Consider the following 21,567-nt stretch of genomic DNA (forward strand, 5'->3'; position numbering starts at 1 on the left):
GTCAGCGCCCTCCCGCGGCGCGATCGGCGATGGCGTCGACCGGTCCCGCCGCACGCAGGAAATCGGTGATCGTCCCGCGCGGATCGCCCGTGCCTTTTTCCGCCGACATCAGTACCGCCACGCCGCGCTGCGGCCCGCCCAACAAGCGCGTCTTCAGCGTCGCCAGCTTCACCCGGTCCTCGCTGCCGGTGGTCGTCGATCCGATCCGATACCAGGTCGCGACCTCGCGCTCGACCGGGCCGGGCGCGGCCATGCGCAGCGCGGTGCCCCCGGCAATCGGCGGGGTGTCGGCGATCCGTACCCATCGGTCGTTCTCGCGGATCGGCCCCTGACCGAATCCGACCAGTTCATGCCCCTCGCCCTGTGCGGCATAGACCGCGATCACCAGGTCGACGCTGCGCCCGCGGGCATCGCCATAGCGACCGATCAGGAAATGGTCCGCGCCCGGATAATGCGGCACCCAAGGCTCGCCGGTGATTGCGATCCGCTGCCACCCCGGCACGCTCGGCAGGTCGATCCGGTCGGGCAGCGGATCGGCGCGGCTGTCGATCACCCACCCCCATGCGGCAAAGGCGACGGCGATGCCCAGCACCGCGCCCGCCACCATCGACCGGTCGGCGACGCGCATCGGCATCGCCTGCACCCGCACGACGTCGAACCACGGCGCATCGGGATCGCGATCGAACCAGCGCCATCCGATCGCCAGCACCCCCGTCATCGTCAGCGCAAAGAAGACCCAGCCATAGACGATGTGATCGAACCCGGTCGCCGCCGCGACCGACGTCAAATGCGCGGCATAGATCGTGGCCGCCGCCCGCACGCCATTGGCCAGCACCGGCACCACCAGCGCCATCGCCATGAACGCCGCGCGGCGTCCCGGCGCGACGTAGCAGACATTGGCGACCAGCGCCCCGTACGCGATCATCGCGATCACGAACTTCGCGCCCGAACATGCCTCCGCGACTTCGAAATAGCCGTTGGGAATGGTGATGAGGACGCCGTCGACGCTCGCCGATACGCCCAGCGCGTGCAGGATCGGCATGGTCAGCGCGACCGTCACCGATTGCAGCCACGGCTCCATGAAATCGCCGAACGGCACCAGAAAAACCATATAGGCCAGCGGAAACAACAGCCCCCGCGCGCCCCGTGGCCCCAGCAGCGTGACCACCGCCCCCTGCAACAGCATCACTAGCCCGACATGCCGGAACAGCGCCACCGCCGCCGCCTCGCCCACCAGCCAGCCCAGGCCGCCAACCACGACGATCGCCAGACCCGGCCACCATGCGCCCGGCTGCAACGCCAGCACCTCGCGCCGCCGCTGCCATACCAGCCAGCCGATGATCGGCGGCACGAACAGGCAATGGCCATAGGTGGTCGAATTCCACCAGATATCGACCACATCGCCGACATCGCGGCGAAAGATCAGGAGCAATGCCGCCCAGAGTCCGCCGAGCGCGATCAACGACCGCCGCCACTCGGGCGTCAGCACGTCCAACGGCCGATCGAGCGCGACACTGTTCACTGCTGGAGGCCCATCAGCCCCGCCAGCGGCGCTAGTCGTGCGTCCCAGCCATAGCGCGCGATCGTCCGCGCCCGCGCCGCCTGTCCTAACGTATCACCCGCAACAGGATCGTCCAGCAACGCCTTCACCTCACGAACGAACGCGCCGGCATCCCCCGCGACCCGGATCGAACCATCATGATCGATGCCCTCTGCCGCCGCCGTCGAGGCGACGACCGGCCGCGCCATCGCCATCGCCTCCAGCACCTTGTTCTGCACGCCGCGCGCCAGCAGCAGTGGTGCCACGACCACGTCCGCCGCCGCGATCCAGCCGCGCACGTCGGCGACTTCGCCGGTCACGATCACCCGCTCACCGACCAGCGCGCGGACCGCCGCCGACGGATTGCGCCCGACGATCGCGAACCTGCCCGGCACCCCCGGCAGTACCTCGCGTACGAACCAGCGCACCGCATCGATGTTCGGCCGATAATCCATCTGCCCGGTGAACACGATCAGCGGCCCTGCCTCCGCCACCGGCGTCACGGCGGCCGGATCGAAAAAGCCGGTGTCGATCCCGTTCTCGACCGCATGGACCTGCCCGGTGCCGAACAGCGCCGCCTCCGCCGCACTCACGAACAGCGTCGCCTGCGCCCGATCCGCCACGCTGCGTTCGAACGCGCCCAGCAACCGCGCCTCGCGCCGCATCATCCAGCGCATCGGTCCGCGTGCATCCTCGGCATAGGCGGTGAACTTGGCCGAATCGAGGTCGACGAAATCCATGACGAACCGCGCATTATCCGGTAAATACTGCGCCATCTGCCCCGAATAGACATAGATCGCCTCATAGCGCCGCGCGGCCAGCAACCGCGCCACCGCCGCCCGCATCGCGCGATAATCGAACGCCGCCAGCGACACCGCCCGCCCGCCGGCCAGCGCCTCGACCGCCGCCCGCGCATTGCCCTTGGTCCGTGGCACCACCACCGCACTCGCGCACCACTGCTGGAGCGCCGCATCATGGCCCAGATCGCGCGGATCGTCCGCAAAGCTCGCCAGATGCACCCGTCCCAGCGTCGAGAGATGCCGCATCACATGGTGGCTGCGCACCTTGTCGCCACGATCGGGGGGATAGGGGACGCGGTGGGCGAGGAACAGGATGTCGCTCACCCCAGCCCCTTCGCGATCCACGGCCCGATCCGGTTCGACACCGCCAGCGGCAGCTTCTGCCACGCCGCGATCTTCAGCCGGTATTTGGGGTTGAGCGGACTGGCGTCGCGCGGCGCGGCCCCATCGGCGGTCCATGTCGGATAGCCGAGCGGTTCGCCGACGAAGCCCCAATTCTTCTTGTACGCCGCCGGCCCGGTGCCGACCTTCGACCGGCCGAAATCGAACCGCGTGCAGCCACGAGCGCGCGCATGGCGCATCAGTTCGAAATACATCCGCTCATTGGCGCGCAACCCCCGCGCCTCGGCCGTCCCACCGCCCCAATAGGGATAGACCGTGCCCCGCCAATAGATCGACAGCACGCTCGCCACCGCCCGCCCCTCATGGCGCACGGTCAGCACATCGGCATCCTCGCCGAACGCCGCGACGACTTCGCGGAACAGCGACCGTGGAAAGACCGGCGTGCCGAGGTTGCGCACCGACGTCCCATAGACCCGGAAATGCTCGGCCAGCGCCGCACGGTCACGCCCGATCGCCACCTCGAACGGCGCGGCCAGCGCCTTGCGCACATCAGCACGCTGTTTGCGCGGGATCGCCAGCAATTCCGCCTCGTCATCGCCGGCAAGCGACCGGACGAACCCCAGATAGCGGCTGTCATCAAACGTCCAGCCCGGCGCATCGATCGCCGCACCGCCGCGCATCTCGATCGTCGGACAGCCAAGCTCGCGCGCGACCTCGACCGCCGCCTCGGTCAGCACCCCCGCCGCCGCGCCTTCGCCCAGTACGCCGCCCCCGACCCCGAACCCGGTCGATACCAGCGCCGCGCCGAACAGCGGCGAGCGCACCTGCGTCAGCGGCACCAGCCCGACCAGTGCCCCTGCATCCTCGGCGAGCAGCATTCGATAAGCCTGCCCGCACCCCGCCGCCGTCGCCTCACCCCAGATCGGCAGATGGAACGGCGTCGCATCGGCCCGCTCCTCCACGAACGTCATGATCCGCGCGCGTTCGCGGACATCGCCCAGATCCGCCCGCCGGACGCGCAGGCTCACAGCGCGACCGCACGCTCGGCGACGATCGCATCGGCCCGGCCCCAGTCATGCCGCGCCATCAACCGCTCGAGCTTCCCCGCCATCGCCGACAGCCGCGAATAATGGCGCAGCTTCGTCCGGAACGGCGCGTTCGCTACGCGCGGCTGACCGGGATCGATCTCCCATGGATGGAAATAGAACATCGCCGGATGCGCGTCCGCCCGGTTGCTGCGGACCACCGCATCCTCGACGACCCGGTTCGGCAGCAACCGGAAAAACCCGCCCCCCGCCGACACATCGCGACCCAGCACCCGCGCCAGCGTGATCGGCCATTCGACCAGCGCATTGCCCGCCACCGGCCGGTACAACCCGCGCGGCGCATCGGCCCAGCCATAATGGTCATGCGAGAGCGGCGCGACCGACGAGGAATAATGATAGCCGGCATCGGCCAGCACGCCATGCGCCCAAGGGGTACGGGTATCGATCGAAAAACTCGGTGCGCGATAGCCGGTCACCGCCTGTCCGCCGGCATCCTCCAACACCGTCCGCGCCCGTGCCAGATCGTCGCGAAACTGCGCCGCCGTCATCGTGAACACCCGGCGGTGGTCCCACCCATGGCTGGCCAGTTCATGCCCGCCGGACACGATCCGCTGCATCAGTCCCGGAAACCGCTCCGCCACCCAGCCGAGCGTAAAGAACGTCGCCGTCACCCCGGCGGCGGCGAACAGGTCGAGCACCGCGTCGGTATTCGCCTCGACCCGGTGTTCCAGCGCGTCCCAGTCGCGCCGGTCGATGACCGTTTCGAACGCGCCGACCTGAAACCAGTCCTCGACGTCGACCGACATCGCGTTGCGCATCGGGGTGACTCAGCCCACGACGCGGACGGACGTCAGGTCGGGCCGGCGCTGTTCGCCCTCGACCCAGTCGACCAGCAGCGTCAGCACCCGGCGCAGCGCCAGATCCTGCTGCTCCAGCCGTGCTTCGAGCGACTCGATCCGCGCCAGCAACGCCTCGGTATCGGCAACCGGTGCCGGCGGGCGCTGACCACTCTCGACCACCGACAAATGGATCGGGCGCGGCGGCATCGGCGGCGGCGGCGGGGTCATCGGGCGCGGATCGGCGTCGGCGAACGACGCCGGTTCCTCGGCCTCGGCATCCCCCGCCCGGCTGCCCAGCCCGTCGCGGTCGAGATCGGAAATGACGTTCTCGACGTCGAGCGCGCCGAACTGGTCGATCCCCTCGATCGCGCCGAACAGCAGCACCCGGCTGGCCAACTGGTTCAACCGCCGCGGAATCCCCCCCGACCAGCGGTGCAGCGACTCCAGTGCATCGGGCGAGAAACTCGGGCTGCCGGTCCATCCGACCACCCGCAACCGGTGTTCCAGATACGGTCCGACTTCCTCGACCTCCATCGGGTCGAGGTGATGCATCGCGATCACCCGCTGACGCAGCTGCTCCAGCCGGTCCGACCCGTGCAGCCGCTGCCGGAATTCGGGCTGGCCGAGCAGGAAGATCTGCAACAGCGCATAGCCGCCCGCTTGGAAATTCGACAGCATCCGCAATTCTTCGATCGACCCGACCGGCAGCGACTGCGCCTCGTCGATCACCAGCAGCGTCCGCCGGCCCGACCGCGCGACATTGTGCAGCCCGCGTTCGATCCCGCCCAGCAACTGCGCCTTGGTCAGCCCGGCGGGATCGACGTCCAGCCCCGACGCGACCAGCCGCAACAGGTCGTCCGCCTCGATCTGCGTCGTCACGATCCGGATGACGTTCAGTCGCGCGGCATCGATCGTCCGCATCAAATGGCCGAGCAGCGTCGTCTTGCCGGTACCCGGATCGCCGGTGATGACGATGAAGCCCTCGCCCTGGCTCAGCCCATAGCCGAGATACGCCATCGCCTTGCGATGCGTCGCGGTATCGAACCAGAACGCCGGGTCGGGCGTCAGCTGGAACGGGCGACCGGTCAGGCCATAGTGATCGTCGTACATCAGCATCTCCGTTGGGAGCTGTATAACCCCCGATCGGTTTATTCTTCTTAAAATTTCGCGCCGCGACCTATGTGCAGGTCACGACCGTGCGGCAAGCCGCTGACCATGGCATGATATTCTCTCGTCACCTCCGCGAAGGCGGCGGTCAATCGACGCGGCGTCGCCGAATCCGGACGACCGTCCGCGGATAACGATTCCCGCCTGCGCAGGAAGGACGCGAAGTGCGGGGAAGCGCGAGGCGCTATCACTTCATCCGAGGGCGATCGACATTCAGTAGGGTGTCGACTTCTCCCCTCCCTGACAAGGGAGGGGTCGGGGGTGGGTTGGCCCGCGAGGGAGCGGACTCTCCAGCCCCAGACCGGCCCCCCCCCCCCCCCCCCCCNCACCCCCAGCCCCTCCCTTGTCAGGGAGGGGAGCAGTTCGCTGGCCTGACAGCTGAAGATCGATCGCCCCTAGAACCGGTACCCGACCCCCAACAGCGCCTGCGCGATCACATCGGCGTCGGCCCCCTCGACGTCGAAGCCGTACAGCCCGGCCGTCAAACTGCCATAGGCGCGCCCGAACCGCCGGTAATAGCCGCCCTGTGCCCCGCCGCCCCAAGCGTCGAGACCGCCTTCGATCCCGCTGGTGAAATAGTTGCCGTACAGGTCGACGCTGAACGACGACCGGCCGTCGATCGCCCATTGGCCGAAGCCCTGCACATAATAGCTTTCGTCGCGCGACGAATAGACGACCGCCCCCGGCACCGGCGGGATATAGAAGCGCCGGCTGGCATAGCCCGCGCCCAGCCCCAGCCGCGTCGGCCCACGCGTGATCGAATAGACCGCGTCGATCCCGCGCGCGCGGAACGTCGCGGCGCTGATCGACTGGAACACCGGCGTCAGGCACGCGCCGGCATTCGACTGTCCCTCCGGCGTCACCCCGCCACCGAACACGCACCCGCCATAGCGCGCGCCGAACGGGTCCTGCCCGTCGATATAGTTGATCGGCAGTTGCGCCAGCGATCCGGTCAGCTGCCGCCCGAAGGTGGTGACGCTGTCATAGACCCCGACCTGCACCGCCGCGCCCGGTCCGGTCTGCCATTGCAGCGATGCGGTATAGCTCATCGAACCATAGCGCCGCCCCAGCCGCGCCTCCAGTGCGGTGCGCGGCGACGGCCGCCACAACACGCCCGCGTCCCAGATCAGCCCGTCGATATCATAGGCGATGCGCGGATCGGACGCCGGATCGGTCACGAACCGCCCCGCCCCGTCGAGCACCGGTCGACCCTGCGCATCGACCAGCGGATCGCGCTGCGTCACCTCGATCTTTTCATAGCCGACCCCGCCGACCGCGGCGAGGGTGCGCGTGATCGGCAGCACCGCATCGACCCGGCCATAGGTGCCTTCGAATTTCTGGTCGAGCTGCCCGGCATCCTCGCGCAGCCACGCGCCCGACACGGTCAGGCCGATCGGCAGGATCGTGCCCGCGCGCGTGCCCGCGCTCCCCATCACCAGATGACTGGTCGCCTCGTCGAAATAATCGACCCGCCGTTGTCCGGGGGCCAGATCGATCGCGCCGGGTGCCTCGGCCTTCACATAGCCAAACTGGTACGTGCCGTTGACCGCGAACGGTCCGACCCGCGTCGCGATCGTCGGGCCGGCATACAGGCCATAGACCTGCGCGGTATTGACGTTGCTGGCGTTGACGAACGGACCGAAACCGCCGCCGCGCTGGTCGCCGCGCGCCCGCGTCGCGATCGCGCCGCCCTCGAGGTTCAGCCAGCGCATGATCGCGACATTGGCGCGCGCCAGCCCCGAATGGATTTCACCGCCGCCAAAGCCGCTGCCCCAGTCGAAAATGCGTTGATACTGGTAATTGGCCTGTACCTGCACGCGCTGCGTCGTGACCTGCGCATCGACCCCGGCGGTCACCTGCGTATAGGTGACGACGTCGCCGTCGGTCAGGTCGGCGGCGACCGCCTGCCCGACTTCGATATAGGGGCTGACATCGACCCGCTGCGCCTGCGCCGGCGCGGCGGTCGCGATCAGCACCGGCAGGACCGCACGGTGCATCAATCCTGTTCCTGCCCGTAATAGCCGAAGCGCGGCCCGTCGGCGCGATAGGTCGTCGCGTTCAGCAGCAGCTGGATCTCGTCGCACCCGTCGAGCAGCGCGACCGCCTCGCGCAGGTCGGCTTCGCTGCTGCGATCGGCGCGCACCACCAGCACCGTCTGCCCGACCAGCGTCGCCAGCACCGCTGCCGGCGACGCCGCCAGCGCCGGCGGCGAATCGAACAGGATGATGCGATCGGGATCGGCCGCCAGCAACCTGTCGAGCACCGCACGTGCCCGGTCGCTGCGCAGCAATTCGGTATCGGCATGAGTCCGCGTCCCCGCCGGCAGGATCGACAGCTGCGGCACGTCGGTCGGGATCACCAGCGCCTCGGCATCGATGCTCGCATCGCCCAGCGCGTCGAGCAGTCCGCGTTCTGCCGCGATCCCCAACCGGTCGAGAATGTCGGGCTTGTTGACGTCGGCATCGACCAGCAGGACGTTCAGGTCGCGCTCCGCCGCCAGCGACAGCGCAAGGTTGATCGCACAGAACGTCTTGCCGTCGCCCGGTTGCGCCGAACAGATCAGGATCATGCGCGCCGCATCCTCGTCGCGCTTGGCGACATCGGCACGGGTCGCCAGCAACTGGCGCTTCACCAGCCGGAATTCCTCGGCCAGCGCGGTCACCGGCCCGCCGGGCACCAGCATGCCGCCGGCCGCCAGCGCATCGCGATCGATCCGCGCGGGATCGATGGTGGGAACGCCCGCAGCGGGCATCGGCTGCCCCGCCGGTGCGGCTTCCGGCACGACCGGCTCGGCCACCGGCGGCAGACCGGCTGCCGGCTCCAGCCGCCAACGGTCCGCTGCCCGCTCCAGCAGGGATGCGCCACGCAGGCCACGGTGCGACTGATCGTTCACTTGGCCGTCCTCCCTTCAGGCCACCAGCCCGCGCTGTGCGAACTCGAGGCCCAGCAACAGCACGAACGCGGCGAGCAGCGCCCCCGCCCCGCCCGCGAACAGCTTCAACCGCCGCTGGCGCTCGGCGCGCACCGTATCGGTCACGACCTCGCCGATCGCGCCCAGCACCGGCATCCCGCTGATCTTCTCCAGCCGCGCCGCCGTGGCGAAGCTGGTCTTCAACCGGCTGAGCGCGAACGCCGCGCCCAGCCCCGCGCCGATCCCGACGATCAGCACGCCCAGCAGCAGCAGCGGCCGGTTGGGCGCGGTGGGTGCGCGGGGCTGGGTCGGCGGGTCGATCACGCTGAACTTCACCGCATCGGTATCGGTCTGCACGCTGCTCTGGATGCGCACCTGTTCGCGATCCTGAAACAGCGAGTCATATTGCTGCTTGAGCGACGCGATATCACGGTCGAGCTGCGACTGCTGCGCCGCTGCCTGGGGATCGGCGGTGATCTTCGCCTGCAATCCGTTCAGCTGGCCCTCGATCTGCTGCTTGCGCTGGGTCAGTTCGGCGACCGTCGCCTGCCGGTCGGCCTGCGCCGCGCGCAGTTGCAGATAGAAGGGGTTGGGCGATGCCGCCGTGCCGCCGCTGACGCCACCGCCTTCGCCGCGCGCCGCCGCCCGTGCCGCCGCCAGCTGCCGGTTCAGCGCGACCATGTCGGGATGCGCATCGGTCCAGCCCCGGCTGCGCCCCTCGGCGATCTGCCCCTCGATCGCGTTCAGCCGCGCGCGTGCCGGCCCGACCATCGCCGTGCCCGCCGTCCCCGGCAGCGTCGCCGCCGTACCCGCCATCTGCGCGTTCGCCGCCGACAGGCTCGACTGCGCCGCCGCCAGATCGCCATCGATCTGCGCCAGCTCGGCCCGCGCATTCGACATGCGATCGTCGAGCGAGCCCGTCCCCGGCAGCATCGCCATATATTGCGCCTGAAACGCCTGCCGCCGCGCCTCGGCATCGGCCAGCTGCGTCTGCCGCTGCGCCAGCTGCTGGTCGAGGAAGCGCAGCGACTGCACCGTCGCATCGCGGTCGCTCGCCAGATTGTCCTCGACGAAGATGTCGATCATCTTCTGCACGATCTCGCGCGCCAGCCTGGGATTGCCCGACGTCGCCGAAATCTCGAACAGATTGTCCTGCTGCGCGGTCAGCTTGATCGCGTTCTGCAGCGACGCCACCCGGTCCGCCACGTCGCGGTCGTTGGCGATCGTCTCCGCCATCGACGTGCCGCGCACGACCTTTTCGAGGTTCACCGCCGATGTCAGCGTCTGGCGGATGCGATCGATGTTGTTGGACTGCGCATTCTGCGCCACCGCCGCCTCGGCACCGGGCAGCACCTGCCGCATCTCGACCATCACCCGCGCGGTCGATTGATAGCTGTTGGGAATCTGGCTGACGACCAGCCACCCGCCCAGACACACCACCCATGCGATGCCCAGCGCGATCCAGCGCCGCTGCCAGATCGCATGGACGATCAGCTTCAGTTCCCCGTACAGCCCGTCCATCTCAGAACATGCTTTCGGGAATGATGATGACGTCGCCGGGCTGCAATTTCACGTTCGCGCTTGAATCGCCGTTCTTGAGCAGGCTGGAAATGCGCAGCCCGAATTCCTGCTGCTTGCCGGTCGTCCGGTCATAGCGGACCAGCCGTGCCCGGTTGCCCGACGCATACTGGTTCAGCCCGCCGACCGCGATCATCGCGTCAAGCAGCGTCATGTTCGCGCGGTAGGGCAGCGACGCCGGCTTTTCGGTCGCGCCGACCACCCGCACCTGCTGGCTGAACGTGCCCGAGAAATTCTCCACGATCACCGAGACTAGCGGGTCTTTCACATATTCGCCCAGCGCCAGCTTCAGGTCGTCGGCCAGCATCGCCGGCGTCTTGCCGGTGGCGGGCATGTCGTTGATCAGCGGCGTCGTGATCCGTCCGTCGGGGCGCACCTGCACCTTCGCCGACAATTCGGGATTGCGCCACACGAAGATGCTCAGCTGGTCGAGCGGCCCGATGACATAGGCCTCGCCCGGCGCCTCCTTCGCCTGCACGAACGGCGCGGGCGGCAGTTCGGGACGCGCCGCGCCGCTGGCGCATCCGCCCAGCACCGCGCACAGCGCCACCCCGGCAACTCCATCCCTGCGACGCATAGATCTTCCTCGTTCGAACGCGCACGGCCGTAACGGACCGTACAGGACTGTAGCCCGCTATGCCGGCAAAGGGGTAAACATCCGGTTGAGTACAGCAACAAGCGCCGATCCTGTCCCATTTTGCGACAGTCGGCGGATCACGATACTTCCCGAACCAGCAATTCGCACGCCGGCGGATGCCCCAGAAACGCCGCCGGACTGGCCGTCGCGCCGTAGGCCCCCGCCTGAAACAGCACGATCGTATCGCCGACCACCACCTGTGGCAGCGCCACCCGGTCCGCCAGCCGGTCGAGCGGGGTGCACAGGCAACCGACCACCGACGCCGTCATCGTCGCTTCCTCATCCATCCGCTCGGCAACCGCCACCGGATAGTTGCGCCGCACCACCGTTCCGAAATTACCGCTCGCCGCCAATTGATGATGCAGCCCGCCATCGACCACCACGAACGTCTCGCCACCACTGACCTTCACGTCGAGCACGCGCGTACAATACACCCCCGCCTCTCCGACCAGCCAGCGACCCAGTTCGACCGCGAAGCCGGTTTCGTGCAGCACCGCGCTGCGCGCGGCCAGCCGCTCGCCCAGCGCAGCGCCGACCGCCTCGACATCGACCGGCCGGTCGCCCGCGAAATAGGGGATGCCGAACCCGCCGCCCAGATTGACGAACGCCGGCACCGCCCCCGCTGCTTCCGCCAGTTGCCCGGCCAGCGTGAGGGTCGCCGCCTGCGCCTCGATGATCGCCGCGACGTCCAGCGTCTGCGACCCGGCAAAGATATGAAAGCCATGCCAGTCCGCACCGACCGCCACCAGCCGCCGTACCAGCGCCGGCACCCGCGCCGCATCGATCCCGAACGGAGAGGCGCGCCCGCCCATCCGCATCCCCGATCCGCGCAGTTCGAAATCGGGGTTCACCCGCACCGCGATACGGGGGCGTATGCCCAGCCGATCGCTGATCGCCAGCGCCCGGTCGGCCTCACCCTCCGACTCGACATGCAGCGTCGCACCCGCCGTGGTCGCCGCCGCCAGTTCGTCGTCGCGCTTGCCCGGCCCCGCAAAGCTGATCGCCGCCGCCGGCTTATGCCCCAGCGCCATCGCCAGTTCGCCGCCCGACGCCACGTCCAGCCCGTCGACCAGCGGGGCCATCATCGCCAGCACGTCGGGATGTGGATTGGCCTTGATCGCATAATGCACGCCAACCATGCCGGGCAGCGCCGCCCGCAACCGCGCGACCCGCGCCGCGATTGCCGCGCCGTCGTACAGGAACGCCGGCGTATCGCCCGCTCGTGCCAGCAGTTCGGCAAAATCGATCCCGCCGACCGTCAGCCGCGACTGCCCGGCAAAACCCGCCGGGATCGGCCCGATCGGCTTCATGCGACCGCCGCCGTTGCCAGCGCCCGCACCGTCACCCGGTCGAGCTTGCCATTGGCGTTGCGCGGCATCGCCTCGACCCAGACATAGTGCGCCGGCTGCTGGAAACTCGGCAGGTCGCGCCGCAGCCGCGCGCGCACCGCCGCCTCCGCACCCTCGACCGCCGCCCGCGCGACGACGACGATCGCCTGCCCCTGCCGTGGATCGGGCAGCCCGACCGCGACCGCCTCGGCCACCTCGCCGCCGGCCTCGACCGCTTCCTCGACCTCGGTCGGGCTGATCCGGTTGCCTGCCACCTTCATCATCTCGTCATCGCGTCCCACGAAGCGCAGCAATCCGTCCGCCCCCTGCGCCACCGTATCGCCCGACCATACCGCCATGCCGCCGCTCGCCATCCACGCCGGTGCCGGCCGAAACCGCTGCGCGGTCCGCCCCGCATCCTGCCAATATCCCTGCGCGACCAGCGGCCCGGCATGGACCAGTTCGCCCGGCTCATCCGGCGCGGCCCGGCTGCCATCGGCACGCACCACCGCCACCTCGGAAAACGGGATCGCGCGCCCCATCGCATCGGGGTTCGCATCGATCAACGCCGGGTCCAGCCACGTCGAACGAAACGCCTCGGTCAGCCCGTACATCGCAACCACATCGGCCCCCGCGAACCGCTCGCGCAATCCCCGCACCATTCGCGGCGTCAGCGCCCCGCCCGAATTGGTCAGCCGCCTGAGCCGCGCCGCCGTCCCCGCCGGCCAATCCGCCTCCAGCAACTGTGTCCACAGCGGCGGCACGCCGGCCAGCGTCGTCGCGGCGAACCGCTCGACCGCCTTCACCACATCGCGCGCGGTCAGGTAATCCAGCGGCACCACCGCCCCGCCCGCCGCCCAGGTCGACAGCAACTGGTTCTGCCCATAATCGAAACTCAGCGGCAGCACCGCCAGCACCCGGTCGTCGGGCGTCAGCGCCAGATAGTGCGCGACCGAAACCGCCCCCAGCCACAGATTGGCGTGGCTCAGCATCACCCCCTTGGGCCGCCCGGTCGACCCGGAGGTATAGAGGATCGCCACCAGCGCCGCCGGATCGCCGTCGCTCGCGGTCATCGGCGCGCCGTCGGGCATATCGGTCGCAACCGAACATCCGGCGGGGACGTCTCCCGGCTCCAGCGCAGCGACGCGCGCGGCCTGCGTCACCAGCAGCGACGCTCCGCTATCGGCCAGAATATGCGCCACCTGCGCCCGTTTCAGCGCGGGATTGACCGGCACATGCACCAGTCCCGCCCGCGCCGCCGCCAGCGGCATGACACAGGCCAACCGTGTCTTGGGCAACCACGTCGCCACCCGCGCCCCCGCCGGCAACCCCCGCAACCCACCCGCAACTCGCGCGACCAGCGTTTCGAGTTCGGCAAAGGTCAGCGTGCCGTCGCGGTCGATCAACGCCGGCGCATCGGCACGCCCACGAAGCGGCAATCGATCGATCGTCTGCGGAACCGGATCAAGCATCCCCGCGCCTTAGCCCAGTTGCGGGCCGGATTGAACCGGTCAGCCTCCCGGCATTGCAATCCCGCCACCTTGGCATCCCGCCGCCCAACCCCTACACACCCGCGATCCGGCGACCGGTTCGCCGACAGGGGAAACGACGTGATCGCACAGGGTTCAGCATCGACCGAGGAAACCGTCCGCGCGGTGTTGCGCGACGTGCTGGGCCTGTCCGCCGAACGCGCCGCCGCCTTCGACGATGCGACGCCGCTGTTCGGCGCGCTCCCCGAACTCGATTCGATGGCAGTCGCGGGCGTCCTGACCGAAATGGAGGACCGGCTCGGTATCCTGATTGAGGACGACGATATCGACGGCGACACGATGGAAACCTTCGGCGCGCTGGTCCGCTTCGCGAGCGCCAAGGCGCCCGCTTGATCGACCGCTACGACTGGCCCGGTGGCAGCGAGGCGCTCTGGCGCTTCGGTCCTGCTACCGGCCCGGTCGTCCTGCTGCTGCTGCCACCGTTCGAGGAGGCCAACCGTACCCGCACCTTTGCGGTCGGTCTGTTGCGCGCCCTGGCCGCGCGCGACGTTGCCGGCATCCTGCCCGACCTGCCGGGACAGGGCGACAGCCTGCTCCCGACCGAGGCCGTTAGCCTTGCCAACGGGCGGCGCGCCGTCGCCGCACTGGTCGCCGCGACCGATCGTCCGGTCATCACCGCCGCGATCCGTGCCGGTGCATTGTTCGACGATGACGCGAACGTCGCGGGCCGCTGGCATCTGGCACCCCAGTCGGGCGATCGGCTGCTCCGCGAACTCTCGCGCATCGGAATCGAGCACGACGACGACACTGCCGATATCGGCGGCAACCGCCTGTCGGCAACGCTGCTCGCCGAACTGCCCGCCGCCATGCCCGCGACGACGCAGCCCTTACGAACCGTCCGCCTCGGCACCGATCCCGGCCCCGCCGACCTTCGCATCGACGCGGCACCACTATGGCGCAGGAGCGAACCGGGCGACGACCCTGACCTTGCCACCGCCCTCGCCGACGACCTCGCCGCATGGAGCCGCGCGTGCGTCGGCTGGTGACCATCCCCTGCGCCGGTGAAACCATCGCCGCGACGCTCGATCCTGCCGAAGGGGACACCGCGCTGCTGATCGTCTCGGGCGGCAACGAACTGCGGATCGGGGCGCATCGCGGCATGGCGCTGCTGGCGGCGGCGGTGGCGGCGGCGGGCTTTCCGGTGCTGCGCTACGACCGGCGCGGCATCGGCGATTCGACCGGGACCAATGGCGGATTCCTGTCGGCCGCGCCGGACCTGATGTGCGCGACCGCATGGCTGCGCGCCGCGACCTGCGCGAAACGGATCGTGGCATTCGGCAATTGCGACGCTGCCACCGCCCTCGCCCTGTTCCATGCAACGGCCGGCATCGACCGCCTGCTGCTCGCCAATCCGTGGGTCGTCGAACCGACCAACGACCTGCCCCCGCCCGCCGCGATCCGCGCGACCTATGCGCAGCGGCTCCGCTCGCCCGCAGAGTGGAAGCGTCTGTTGACCGGTCGTGTCAACTTCGGCCGCCTGACGCGCGGATTGGTCACCCTCGCCACCGGTCGCCGGGTCCCAACTGGCCTGACCAATCGCTTTGCCGAAGGGCTGGCCTCCGGCACCCCGACCGATATCCTGCTCGCGACCGACGACCACACCGCCCGCGCATTCGTCGCTGCGTGGCACCTTCGTCACCTTTCGGACCTGCGCGCCCGCATCCCCGTGCACCACCACGCTTCGGCCAGCCACAGCTTCGCCCGCCCCGCCGACCGCGACTGGTTGCGCGCCCAGGTGCTGGCCGCCCTCAGTCGAGATTAGGCCGCAGCCACCGCTCCGCCTGCTCGACGCTGACCCCGCGCCGCGCCGCATAGTCCGCCAGCTGATCCCGCCCGATCCGCGCCACCCCGAAATAGGCGCTGTCCGGATGCCCGAAATAGAACCCCGACACCGCCGCCGTCGGCAGCATGGCAAAGCTGTCGGTCAGCGTGATTCCAGTGGCTTGCGTCGCGCCCAGCATCTCGAACAGGATCGGTTTCTGGCTATGGTCGGGGCATGCCGGATAACCCGGTGCCGGACGGATACCGCGATACTGCTCGCGGATCATCGCCTCGTTGGTCAGCTGTTCGTCGGGCGCATAGCCCCACAGCACCGTCCGCACATGATGGTGCAGCCGCTCGGCGAACGCCTCCGCAAACCGGTCGGCCAGCGCCTTCAGCAGGATGTCCTGATAATCGTCATTCTCGGCCTTGAACCGCGCGATATGCGGATCGATCCCGTGAATGCCGACCGCGAACCCGCCCATCCAGTCCCCCGCCGGATCGACGAAATCGGTCAGGCACATATTCGCCCGCCCTTCGCGCTTCTGCACCTGCTGGCGCAGGAACGGCATCCGGATCGCATGGGTCGCATGACTGTTCTGCAGTGGCGTCGCGAAATCGTGCGGCACACCCGAGAGCGGCAACACCCGCCCGGCCTCCAGCGCCGGTTCGATCTGCTCGGCCGGCACGTCGACGATCACGTCATCGCCCTGCGCGCGGCAATGCCACAGCACCACAACCCCCTTCGCCGTCAGCCATTTCTCCGCGATGATCCGGTCGAGCATCGCCTGCGCATCCTCGTAGAGCGACGACGCGCTCTCACCCACGACCGCGTCGGTCAGGATCGCCGGGAAGTTCCCGGCCAGCTCCCACGCCCGGAAGAACGGCGTCCAGTCGATATAGTCGCGCAGGTCCGCCAGATCCCAATCGTCGAACACATGCCGTCCGGGCTGAGCGGGCGCTCCCGGCTTCTGGGCGAAATCCGCCTTGAAACCATTGGCCCGCGCATCGGCGATCGGCGTCAGTTCGCTCTGCCCCTTGCCCGCCCGCGCGATCCGCACCGCTTCGTAATCCGCCGCGACCTGCGCGACATAGGCGTCGCGCCCGGTATCGCTGACCAGCGTCGTCGCCACGCCGACCGCCCGGCTCGCGTCGAGCACATGGACGATCGGTCCGTCATAGGCCGGCGAGATCCGCAGCGCGGTGTGGACCTTCGACGTCGTCGCGCCGCCGATCAGCAGCGGCATGGTCATCCCCGCACGCTTCATCTCCTCGGCGACGGTGACCATCTCGTCGAGCGACGGCGTGATGAGCCCCGACAGGCCGATCATGTCGGCATCATTCTCGTTCGCGGATTCGAGGATGCGGGTCCACGGCACCATCACGCCCAGATCGACCACGTCGAACCCGTTGCACTGCAGTACGACCCCGACGATGTTCTTCCCGATATCATGCACGTCGCCCTTGACGGTCGCCATGATGATCTTGCCCTTGCCCTTCGCACCGGGTTCCTTCGCCGCCTCAATGAACGGCAGCAGGTGGGCGACCGCCTTCTTCATGACGCGCGCCGATTTCACGACCTGCGGCAGGAACATCTTGCCCGACCCGAATAGGTCGCCGACGACGTTCATCCCGTCCATCAGCGGCCCTTCGATCACCTCGATCGGCCGTGCGAACTGCTGGCGGCACTCCTCGGTATCGTCGACGACATGCGCGTCGATGCCCTTCACCAGCGCATATTCCAGCCGCTTCACGACCGGCAGCGATCGCCATTCCGCCGCGGCCTTTTCCGCGACCGCGTCGGTGCCCTTGTACTTCTCGGCCAGCGCGATCAGACGATCGGTCGCGCCCGGATCGCGATTGAGGATGACGTCCTCGCACGCAGTCCGCAGTTCGGCGTCGATCGTGTCGTACACGTCTAGCTGACCGGCATTGACGATCCCCATGTCCATCCCGGCCGGAATAGCGTGATAGAGAAAGATCGAATGCATCGCCCGCCGCACCGGCTCGTTACCGCGAAAGCTGAACGAAAGGTTCGATAGCCCGCCCGAGATATGGCAGTGCGGACAACGCGCCTTGATCTCGCGGCACGCCTCGATGAAGTCGACGCCGTAGTTGTTGTGTTCCTCGATCCCCGTCGCCACCGCGAAAATGTTGGGATCGAAGATGATGTCCTCGGGCGGAAAGCCGATCGTCATCAACAGGTCATAGGCCCGGCCGCAGATTTCCACCTTGCGCGCCTGCGTATCGGCCTGCCCGACCTCGTCGAACGCCATGACCACGACCGCCGCGCCATAGTTCATGCAGATCCGGGCCTGGCGGAGGAACTGCTCCTCGCCTTCCTTCATGCTGATCGAATTGACGATCGGCTTGCCGCTGACGCATTTCAGCCCGGCTTCGATCACGTCCCATTTCGAGCTGTCGACCATCACCGGAATGCGCGCGATATCCGGCTCGGCCTGAATGAGTTTTAGGAACGTCGTCATCGCATGATGCGCGTCGAGCAACCCCTCGTCCATATTGACGTCGAGGACCTGCGCCCCGCTCTCGACCTGTTGCAGCGCGACCTCGACCGCGGCGGCATAGTCGCCAGCCATCACCAGCTTCTTGAAGCGAGCGGAGCCGGTCACGTTGGTGCGTTCGCCGATGTTAACGAATTGAGCGGAAGAGATCATTGTCTACTGACTATCCAACAAGCTTCAAAAAGAGCGCAGTTCTGTCACGGCCCTTGGTAATGTGGTTATGTCGCACTTCACCCCATACCGCGGTTGCTCGCATTTTTTCTAGTAAATCCGCTATCCGATCTGCCGTGGCGGGATCATGTCCGATCATCGCATCTGCCAAAATTTCAATTTCATCAAACAAATCCGGGTTACTGTCTACGCACAGACCCGCTAGTATCGGGAAAATATGGTCACGCGATGCGAATTTCTCCTTGCGCCAAGCAGCCGCGATTTCTTTGGCCGCCGCTGAATAGGAAGTACGGCGGAAAGCGGCAATTTCGGCCGGCTTGTCGAACATCCACTTGAAAGGCACATCAAACATCAGTGCGTTCCTTTGAACTTAAGCCGCCATCGTGAACGGTTCCAACCCAGCAAGCCGCGTCTGGACCGGCACCGTTGGCACCCGGCGGGGCGCGACGCCCTTCACCCGCTCGGCCATCGCCTTGATATGCGCGGGCGTCGATCCGCAGCAGCCGCCGAGGATATTGACCTGCCCATGATCGGCCCAGTCGCCGACCAGCGCCGCCGTCGTCACCGGCGCCTCGTCATAGGCACCCAGCTCGTTGGGCAGCCCGGCATTGGGGTACACCATGATCAGCGTGTCGCAGATCTCCGACAAGGTCTTCACATGCGGGCGAAGCTGTTCCGCCCCGAACGAACAGTTCAGCCCGATCGTCACCGGCTTCGCATGGCGAACCGCATGCCAGAACGCCTCGACCGTATGTCCCGACAGGTTACGCCCCGACAGGTCGGTCAGCGTCATCGACAGCATGATCGGCAGGTCGCGGCCCAGCGCCTGCCCCGCCTCGATCGCCGCCATGACCCCGGCCTTCGCGTTCAGCGTATCGAACACCGTCTCGATCAGCACGAAATCGATCCCGCCGCTGACTAGCGCATCGATCTGCTCACGATACACGTTCTTCAGATGGTCGAAATCGATCTCGCGATAACCGGGATCGTTCACATCGGGCGACAGCGACAGCGTCTTGTTGGTCGGCCCGATCGCCCCGGCAACGAAGCGCGGGCGGCCGTCGCGTGCGGCATAGTCATCGGCCAACGTCCGGGCGATCCGGGCGCTCTGAATGTTGATATCGGCCACCAGCGCCTCGGCACCATAATCCGCCTGGCTGATCAGGTTCGCGCTGAAGGTGTTGGTCGACACGATATCCGACCCGGCGTCCAGATAGGCGCGGGTGATCGTCTCCGGCACCTCCGGCTTGGTGATCGCCAGAATGTCGTTGTTGCCCTTCTGGTCATGCCCCAGCGTCAGGCTGCCGGCATAATCAACCTCGGACAATTTCCAGTTCTGGATTTCGGTGCCGAAGGCGCCATCGGTGATGAGGACGCGTCGTGCGGCTTCGGCGTTCAGGCGTTCGCGAACGGAGGTCATGGGTCTTCCTTCGAACCTTCGGATCAGGCTGCAGCAACGACCGGCGTCGCGCGCGGCCGCAGCCCCAGCAGATGGCAAATGGCGTAGGACAATTCGGCACGGTTGAGCGTGTAGAAGTGGAAATCGCGTACGCCGCCGGCATATAGCTTGCGGCACATTTCCGCCGCCACCGTCGCCGCGACCAGTTGCCGCGCACCGGGATGATCGTCCAGCCCCTCGAACAGCCGGTCCATCCACGCCGGGATCGACGCGCCACACAGCCCGGCGAACTTGCGCACCTGCCCCACGTTCGACACCGGCAGGATGCCCGGCACGATCTCCGCGCTGATGCCTGCCGCAGCGGCAGCATCGCGGAAGCGGAAGAACGCTTCGGGCGTAAAGAAGAACTGGGTGATCGCCCGCGTCGCGCCGGCGTCGATCTTCCGCTTCAGATTGTCGAGATCGGCCTGCTGATGCTCCGAGTCCGGATGGAGTTCGGGATAGGCCGCGACCGAAATCTCGAACGGATGCAGCTTTTGCAGCCCGGCGACCAGATCGGCGGCATTGGCATAGCCATCGGCGTGTGGGACGAACTTCTGCCCCATGGTCGGCGGATCACCGCGCAGTGCGACGATGTGGCGCACGCCCGCCTGCCAATATTCCTCGGCGACCTGATCGATCTCGGCGCGGCTCGCCTCGACACAGGTCAGATGGGCAGCGGCCGGCATCGACGTATCGCGGGCGATGCGGGCGACCGTCGCATGGGTCCGCTCGCGCGTCGATCCACCCGCGCCATAGGTCACCGACACGAATTTCGGTGCGAGGGGTTCGAGGGCGCGCACCGTTTCCCACAGTGCCGCCTCCATCTTGTCGCTCTTGGGCGGAAAGAATTCGAAGCTGACCGCACAATCGCCCGCCAGATCGGCGAACAGCGGCGCATCCAGTGCGCGCCGCGCTTCTTCGAGGTCGGAAATGGTAGGTGTCATGCTGCCTTCACCTCGCACACGTCGAACGTCCGCCGTGCCATCCAGAGTTTTACCGTCAGTTCGCCGCCGCCCAATGTCCGGGTCGACACCGGGGCAAGGCCGACACTCGCGAACCAGCTCAGCATCTGTTCGTCCGAAAAACCCAGACGCGCATGGGCATCGCGCTGCCGCAATTCCTCGCGCTCGTGCGGCGCGAAGTCGCAGATCAGCAGCCGGCCACCCGGTTGCAGGACGCGGGCAGCCTCTTCGATCGCCGCGCCCGGATGCTGTACGAAATGCAGTACGTGATGCAGCACCGCCGCGTCGGCAACCGCAGTATCCAGTGGCAATGCGTAAATATCCGCCTGCCGCAACTCCGCCTGATCGATGCCGCGCTCGGTCAGCTTCGCCCGCGCCAGCCGCAGCATTTCCGAAGACCGGTCGATCCCGATCGCCTGTGCGGCCTGCGGCCCGAACAGTTCAAGCATCCGTCCGGTGCCGGTACCGATATCGACCAACAGTGCGATCGGTGCGGAACCCAGTGCCGCGATCATCGCCGCCTCGACCTGCTCCTCGGCAATATGCAGCGACCGGATCGCGTCCCATTCGCCGGCATGTGCCTCGAACCACGAAGCGGCGGCGGCCGTGCGATCGGCGCGTACCGCCGCCAACCGCGCCCGATCGTCTGCGGTCGCGGCATCGTCCGCCGGCATCCACGCATCGAGTGCCGCCAACAGCGGATCGACCACCGCCAGCGTCCCGAGCGCGACGAAGACCCAGCTACCCTCCTTGCGGCGAACCGCCAGACCGGCATCGCACAGGATTTTCACGTGCCGGCTGACCCGAGGCTGGCTCTGGTCCAGAACCTGTGCCAACTCGCCCACCGACAATTCCATCGATCGCAACAGCGTCAGCACCCGCAACCGGGTCGCGTCGCTGGCTGCGCGCAGGATATCGAGGGCAAGAGCCATGGGTCATCATATAAAGATATCTTTATATGGGTCAATCGAT

Annotated in this window: 19 protein-coding genes; 3 read left to right on the top strand and 16 right to left on the bottom strand. The window is 67.7% G+C overall.

What is annotated here, in order from left to right; genetic code table 11:
* Position 1 precedes the first annotated feature (1 nt).
* The 11 genes from xrtA to ASE91_RS05150 all read right to left on the bottom strand — a co-directional run bounded on the left by xrtA (position 2) and on the right by ASE91_RS05150 (position 13,660).
* Complete coding sequence (xrtA, locus tag ASE91_RS05100) at positions 2 to 1,522, bottom strand: exosortase A (protein WP_056623446.1); 1,521 nt, start codon at positions 1,520 to 1,522, stop codon at positions 2 to 4.
* Entirely contained in the window at positions 1,519 to 2,664 is a 1,146-nt protein-coding gene (locus tag ASE91_RS05105; protein WP_056623447.1) for a TIGR03087 family PEP-CTERM/XrtA system glycosyltransferase, read from the bottom strand. Before ASE91_RS05105 ends, xrtA begins: the two co-directional genes overlap by 4 nt.
* Positions 2,661 to 3,653, bottom strand: a complete 993-nt coding sequence (locus tag ASE91_RS05110; protein WP_200911201.1) for a FemAB family XrtA/PEP-CTERM system-associated protein — start codon at positions 3,651 to 3,653, stop codon at positions 2,661 to 2,663. The genes ASE91_RS05105 and ASE91_RS05110 overlap by 4 nt, the downstream gene beginning before the upstream one ends.
* Positions 3,654 to 3,706: 53 nt before the next feature.
* Positions 3,707 to 4,546, bottom strand: coding sequence for an XrtA system polysaccharide deacetylase (locus ASE91_RS05115; RefSeq protein ID WP_056623453.1), 840 nt, complete (start codon positions 4,544 to 4,546; stop codon positions 3,707 to 3,709).
* A gap of 9 nt (positions 4,547 to 4,555) precedes the next feature.
* A complete protein-coding gene (locus ASE91_RS05120; RefSeq protein WP_056504374.1) occupies positions 4,556 to 5,677 on the bottom strand; it encodes an ExeA family protein in 1,122 nt (373 codons plus the stop codon).
* A 452-nt stretch (positions 5,678 to 6,129) separates the two neighbouring features.
* Entirely contained in the window at positions 6,130 to 7,731 is a 1,602-nt protein-coding gene (locus ASE91_RS05125) for a hypothetical protein (RefSeq protein WP_056623455.1), read from the bottom strand.
* Positions 7,731 to 8,627 (bottom strand): AAA family ATPase, encoded by an 897-nt coding sequence (locus ASE91_RS05130; protein WP_056623458.1) that lies wholly within the window; start codon positions 8,625 to 8,627, stop codon positions 7,731 to 7,733. The genes ASE91_RS05125 and ASE91_RS05130 overlap by 1 nt, the downstream gene beginning before the upstream one ends.
* A 15-nt stretch (positions 8,628 to 8,642) precedes the next feature.
* On the bottom strand, positions 8,643 to 10,166 hold the full coding sequence (locus tag ASE91_RS05135) for an XrtA system polysaccharide chain length determinant (RefSeq protein ID WP_056623461.1): 1,524 nt from the start codon (positions 10,164 to 10,166) through the stop codon (positions 8,643 to 8,645).
* Between the two features lies 1 nt (position 10,167).
* Positions 10,168 to 10,800, bottom strand: a complete 633-nt coding sequence (locus tag ASE91_RS05140; protein WP_056623463.1) for an XrtA/PEP-CTERM system exopolysaccharide export protein — start codon at positions 10,798 to 10,800, stop codon at positions 10,168 to 10,170.
* A 137-nt stretch (positions 10,801 to 10,937) separates the two neighbouring features.
* Positions 10,938 to 12,170, bottom strand: coding sequence for a pyridoxal-dependent decarboxylase, exosortase A system-associated (locus ASE91_RS05145; RefSeq protein WP_056623468.1), 1,233 nt, complete (start codon positions 12,168 to 12,170; stop codon positions 10,938 to 10,940).
* A complete protein-coding gene (locus tag ASE91_RS05150) occupies positions 12,167 to 13,660 on the bottom strand; it encodes an AMP-binding protein (RefSeq protein WP_056623470.1) in 1,494 nt (497 codons plus the stop codon). The genes ASE91_RS05145 and ASE91_RS05150 overlap by 4 nt, the downstream gene beginning before the upstream one ends.
* Positions 13,661 to 13,798: 138 nt before the next feature.
* Between ASE91_RS05150 and ASE91_RS05155 the strand changes: the two genes are divergently transcribed.
* The 3 genes from ASE91_RS05155 to ASE91_RS05165 are packed head-to-tail and all read left to right on the top strand — an operon-like array spanning position 13,799 to position 15,500.
* Positions 13,799 to 14,071, top strand: a complete 273-nt coding sequence (locus ASE91_RS05155) for an acyl carrier protein (RefSeq protein WP_055994445.1) — start codon at positions 13,799 to 13,801, stop codon at positions 14,069 to 14,071.
* Positions 14,068 to 14,724 carry a hypothetical protein gene (locus tag ASE91_RS05160; protein ID WP_056623473.1) on the top strand — a complete coding sequence of 219 codons (657 nt, stop codon included), beginning with the start codon at positions 14,068 to 14,070 and terminating at the stop codon, positions 14,722 to 14,724. The genes ASE91_RS05155 and ASE91_RS05160 overlap by 4 nt, the downstream gene beginning before the upstream one ends.
* On the top strand, positions 14,709 to 15,500 hold the full coding sequence (locus tag ASE91_RS05165) for a hydrolase 1, exosortase A system-associated (protein ID WP_056623602.1): 792 nt from the start codon (positions 14,709 to 14,711) through the stop codon (positions 15,498 to 15,500). The genes ASE91_RS05160 and ASE91_RS05165 overlap by 16 nt, the downstream gene beginning before the upstream one ends.
* On the opposite strand, the gene metH is transcribed toward ASE91_RS05165, so the two are convergent.
* Genes metH through ASE91_RS05185 form a run of 5 tightly spaced genes read right to left on the bottom strand, consistent with a single transcriptional unit; the run spans position 15,487 to position 21,527 of the window.
* Positions 15,487 to 18,174 carry a methionine synthase gene (gene metH / locus ASE91_RS05170; RefSeq protein WP_056623477.1) on the bottom strand — a complete coding sequence of 896 codons (2,688 nt, stop codon included), beginning with the start codon at positions 18,172 to 18,174 and terminating at the stop codon, positions 15,487 to 15,489. The genes ASE91_RS05165 and metH overlap by 14 nt on opposite strands.
* Positions 18,175 to 18,184: 10 nt before the next feature.
* Positions 18,185 to 18,544, bottom strand: coding sequence for a hypothetical protein (locus tag ASE91_RS19210; RefSeq protein WP_156357676.1), 360 nt, complete (start codon positions 18,542 to 18,544; stop codon positions 18,185 to 18,187).
* 18 nt (positions 18,545 to 18,562) lie between these two features.
* Complete coding sequence (locus ASE91_RS05175; RefSeq protein WP_056623480.1) at positions 18,563 to 19,612, bottom strand: homocysteine S-methyltransferase family protein; 1,050 nt, start codon at positions 19,610 to 19,612, stop codon at positions 18,563 to 18,565.
* Positions 19,613 to 19,635: 23 nt separating this feature from the next.
* On the bottom strand, positions 19,636 to 20,577 hold the full coding sequence (gene metF, locus ASE91_RS05180; protein ID WP_055994458.1) for a methylenetetrahydrofolate reductase: 942 nt from the start codon (positions 20,575 to 20,577) through the stop codon (positions 19,636 to 19,638).
* Positions 20,574 to 21,527: an ArsR/SmtB family transcription factor gene (locus ASE91_RS05185; RefSeq protein ID WP_056623483.1), complete on the bottom strand. Its 954-nt coding sequence runs from the start codon at positions 21,525 to 21,527 to the stop codon at positions 20,574 to 20,576. Before ASE91_RS05185 ends, metF begins: the two co-directional genes overlap by 4 nt.
* Between the last annotated feature and the right edge of the window lie 40 nt (positions 21,528 to 21,567).

It is taken from the genome of Sphingomonas sp. Leaf62, assembly GCF_001421915.1.
GTDB lineage: Bacteria > Pseudomonadota > Alphaproteobacteria > Sphingomonadales > Sphingomonadaceae > Sphingomonas.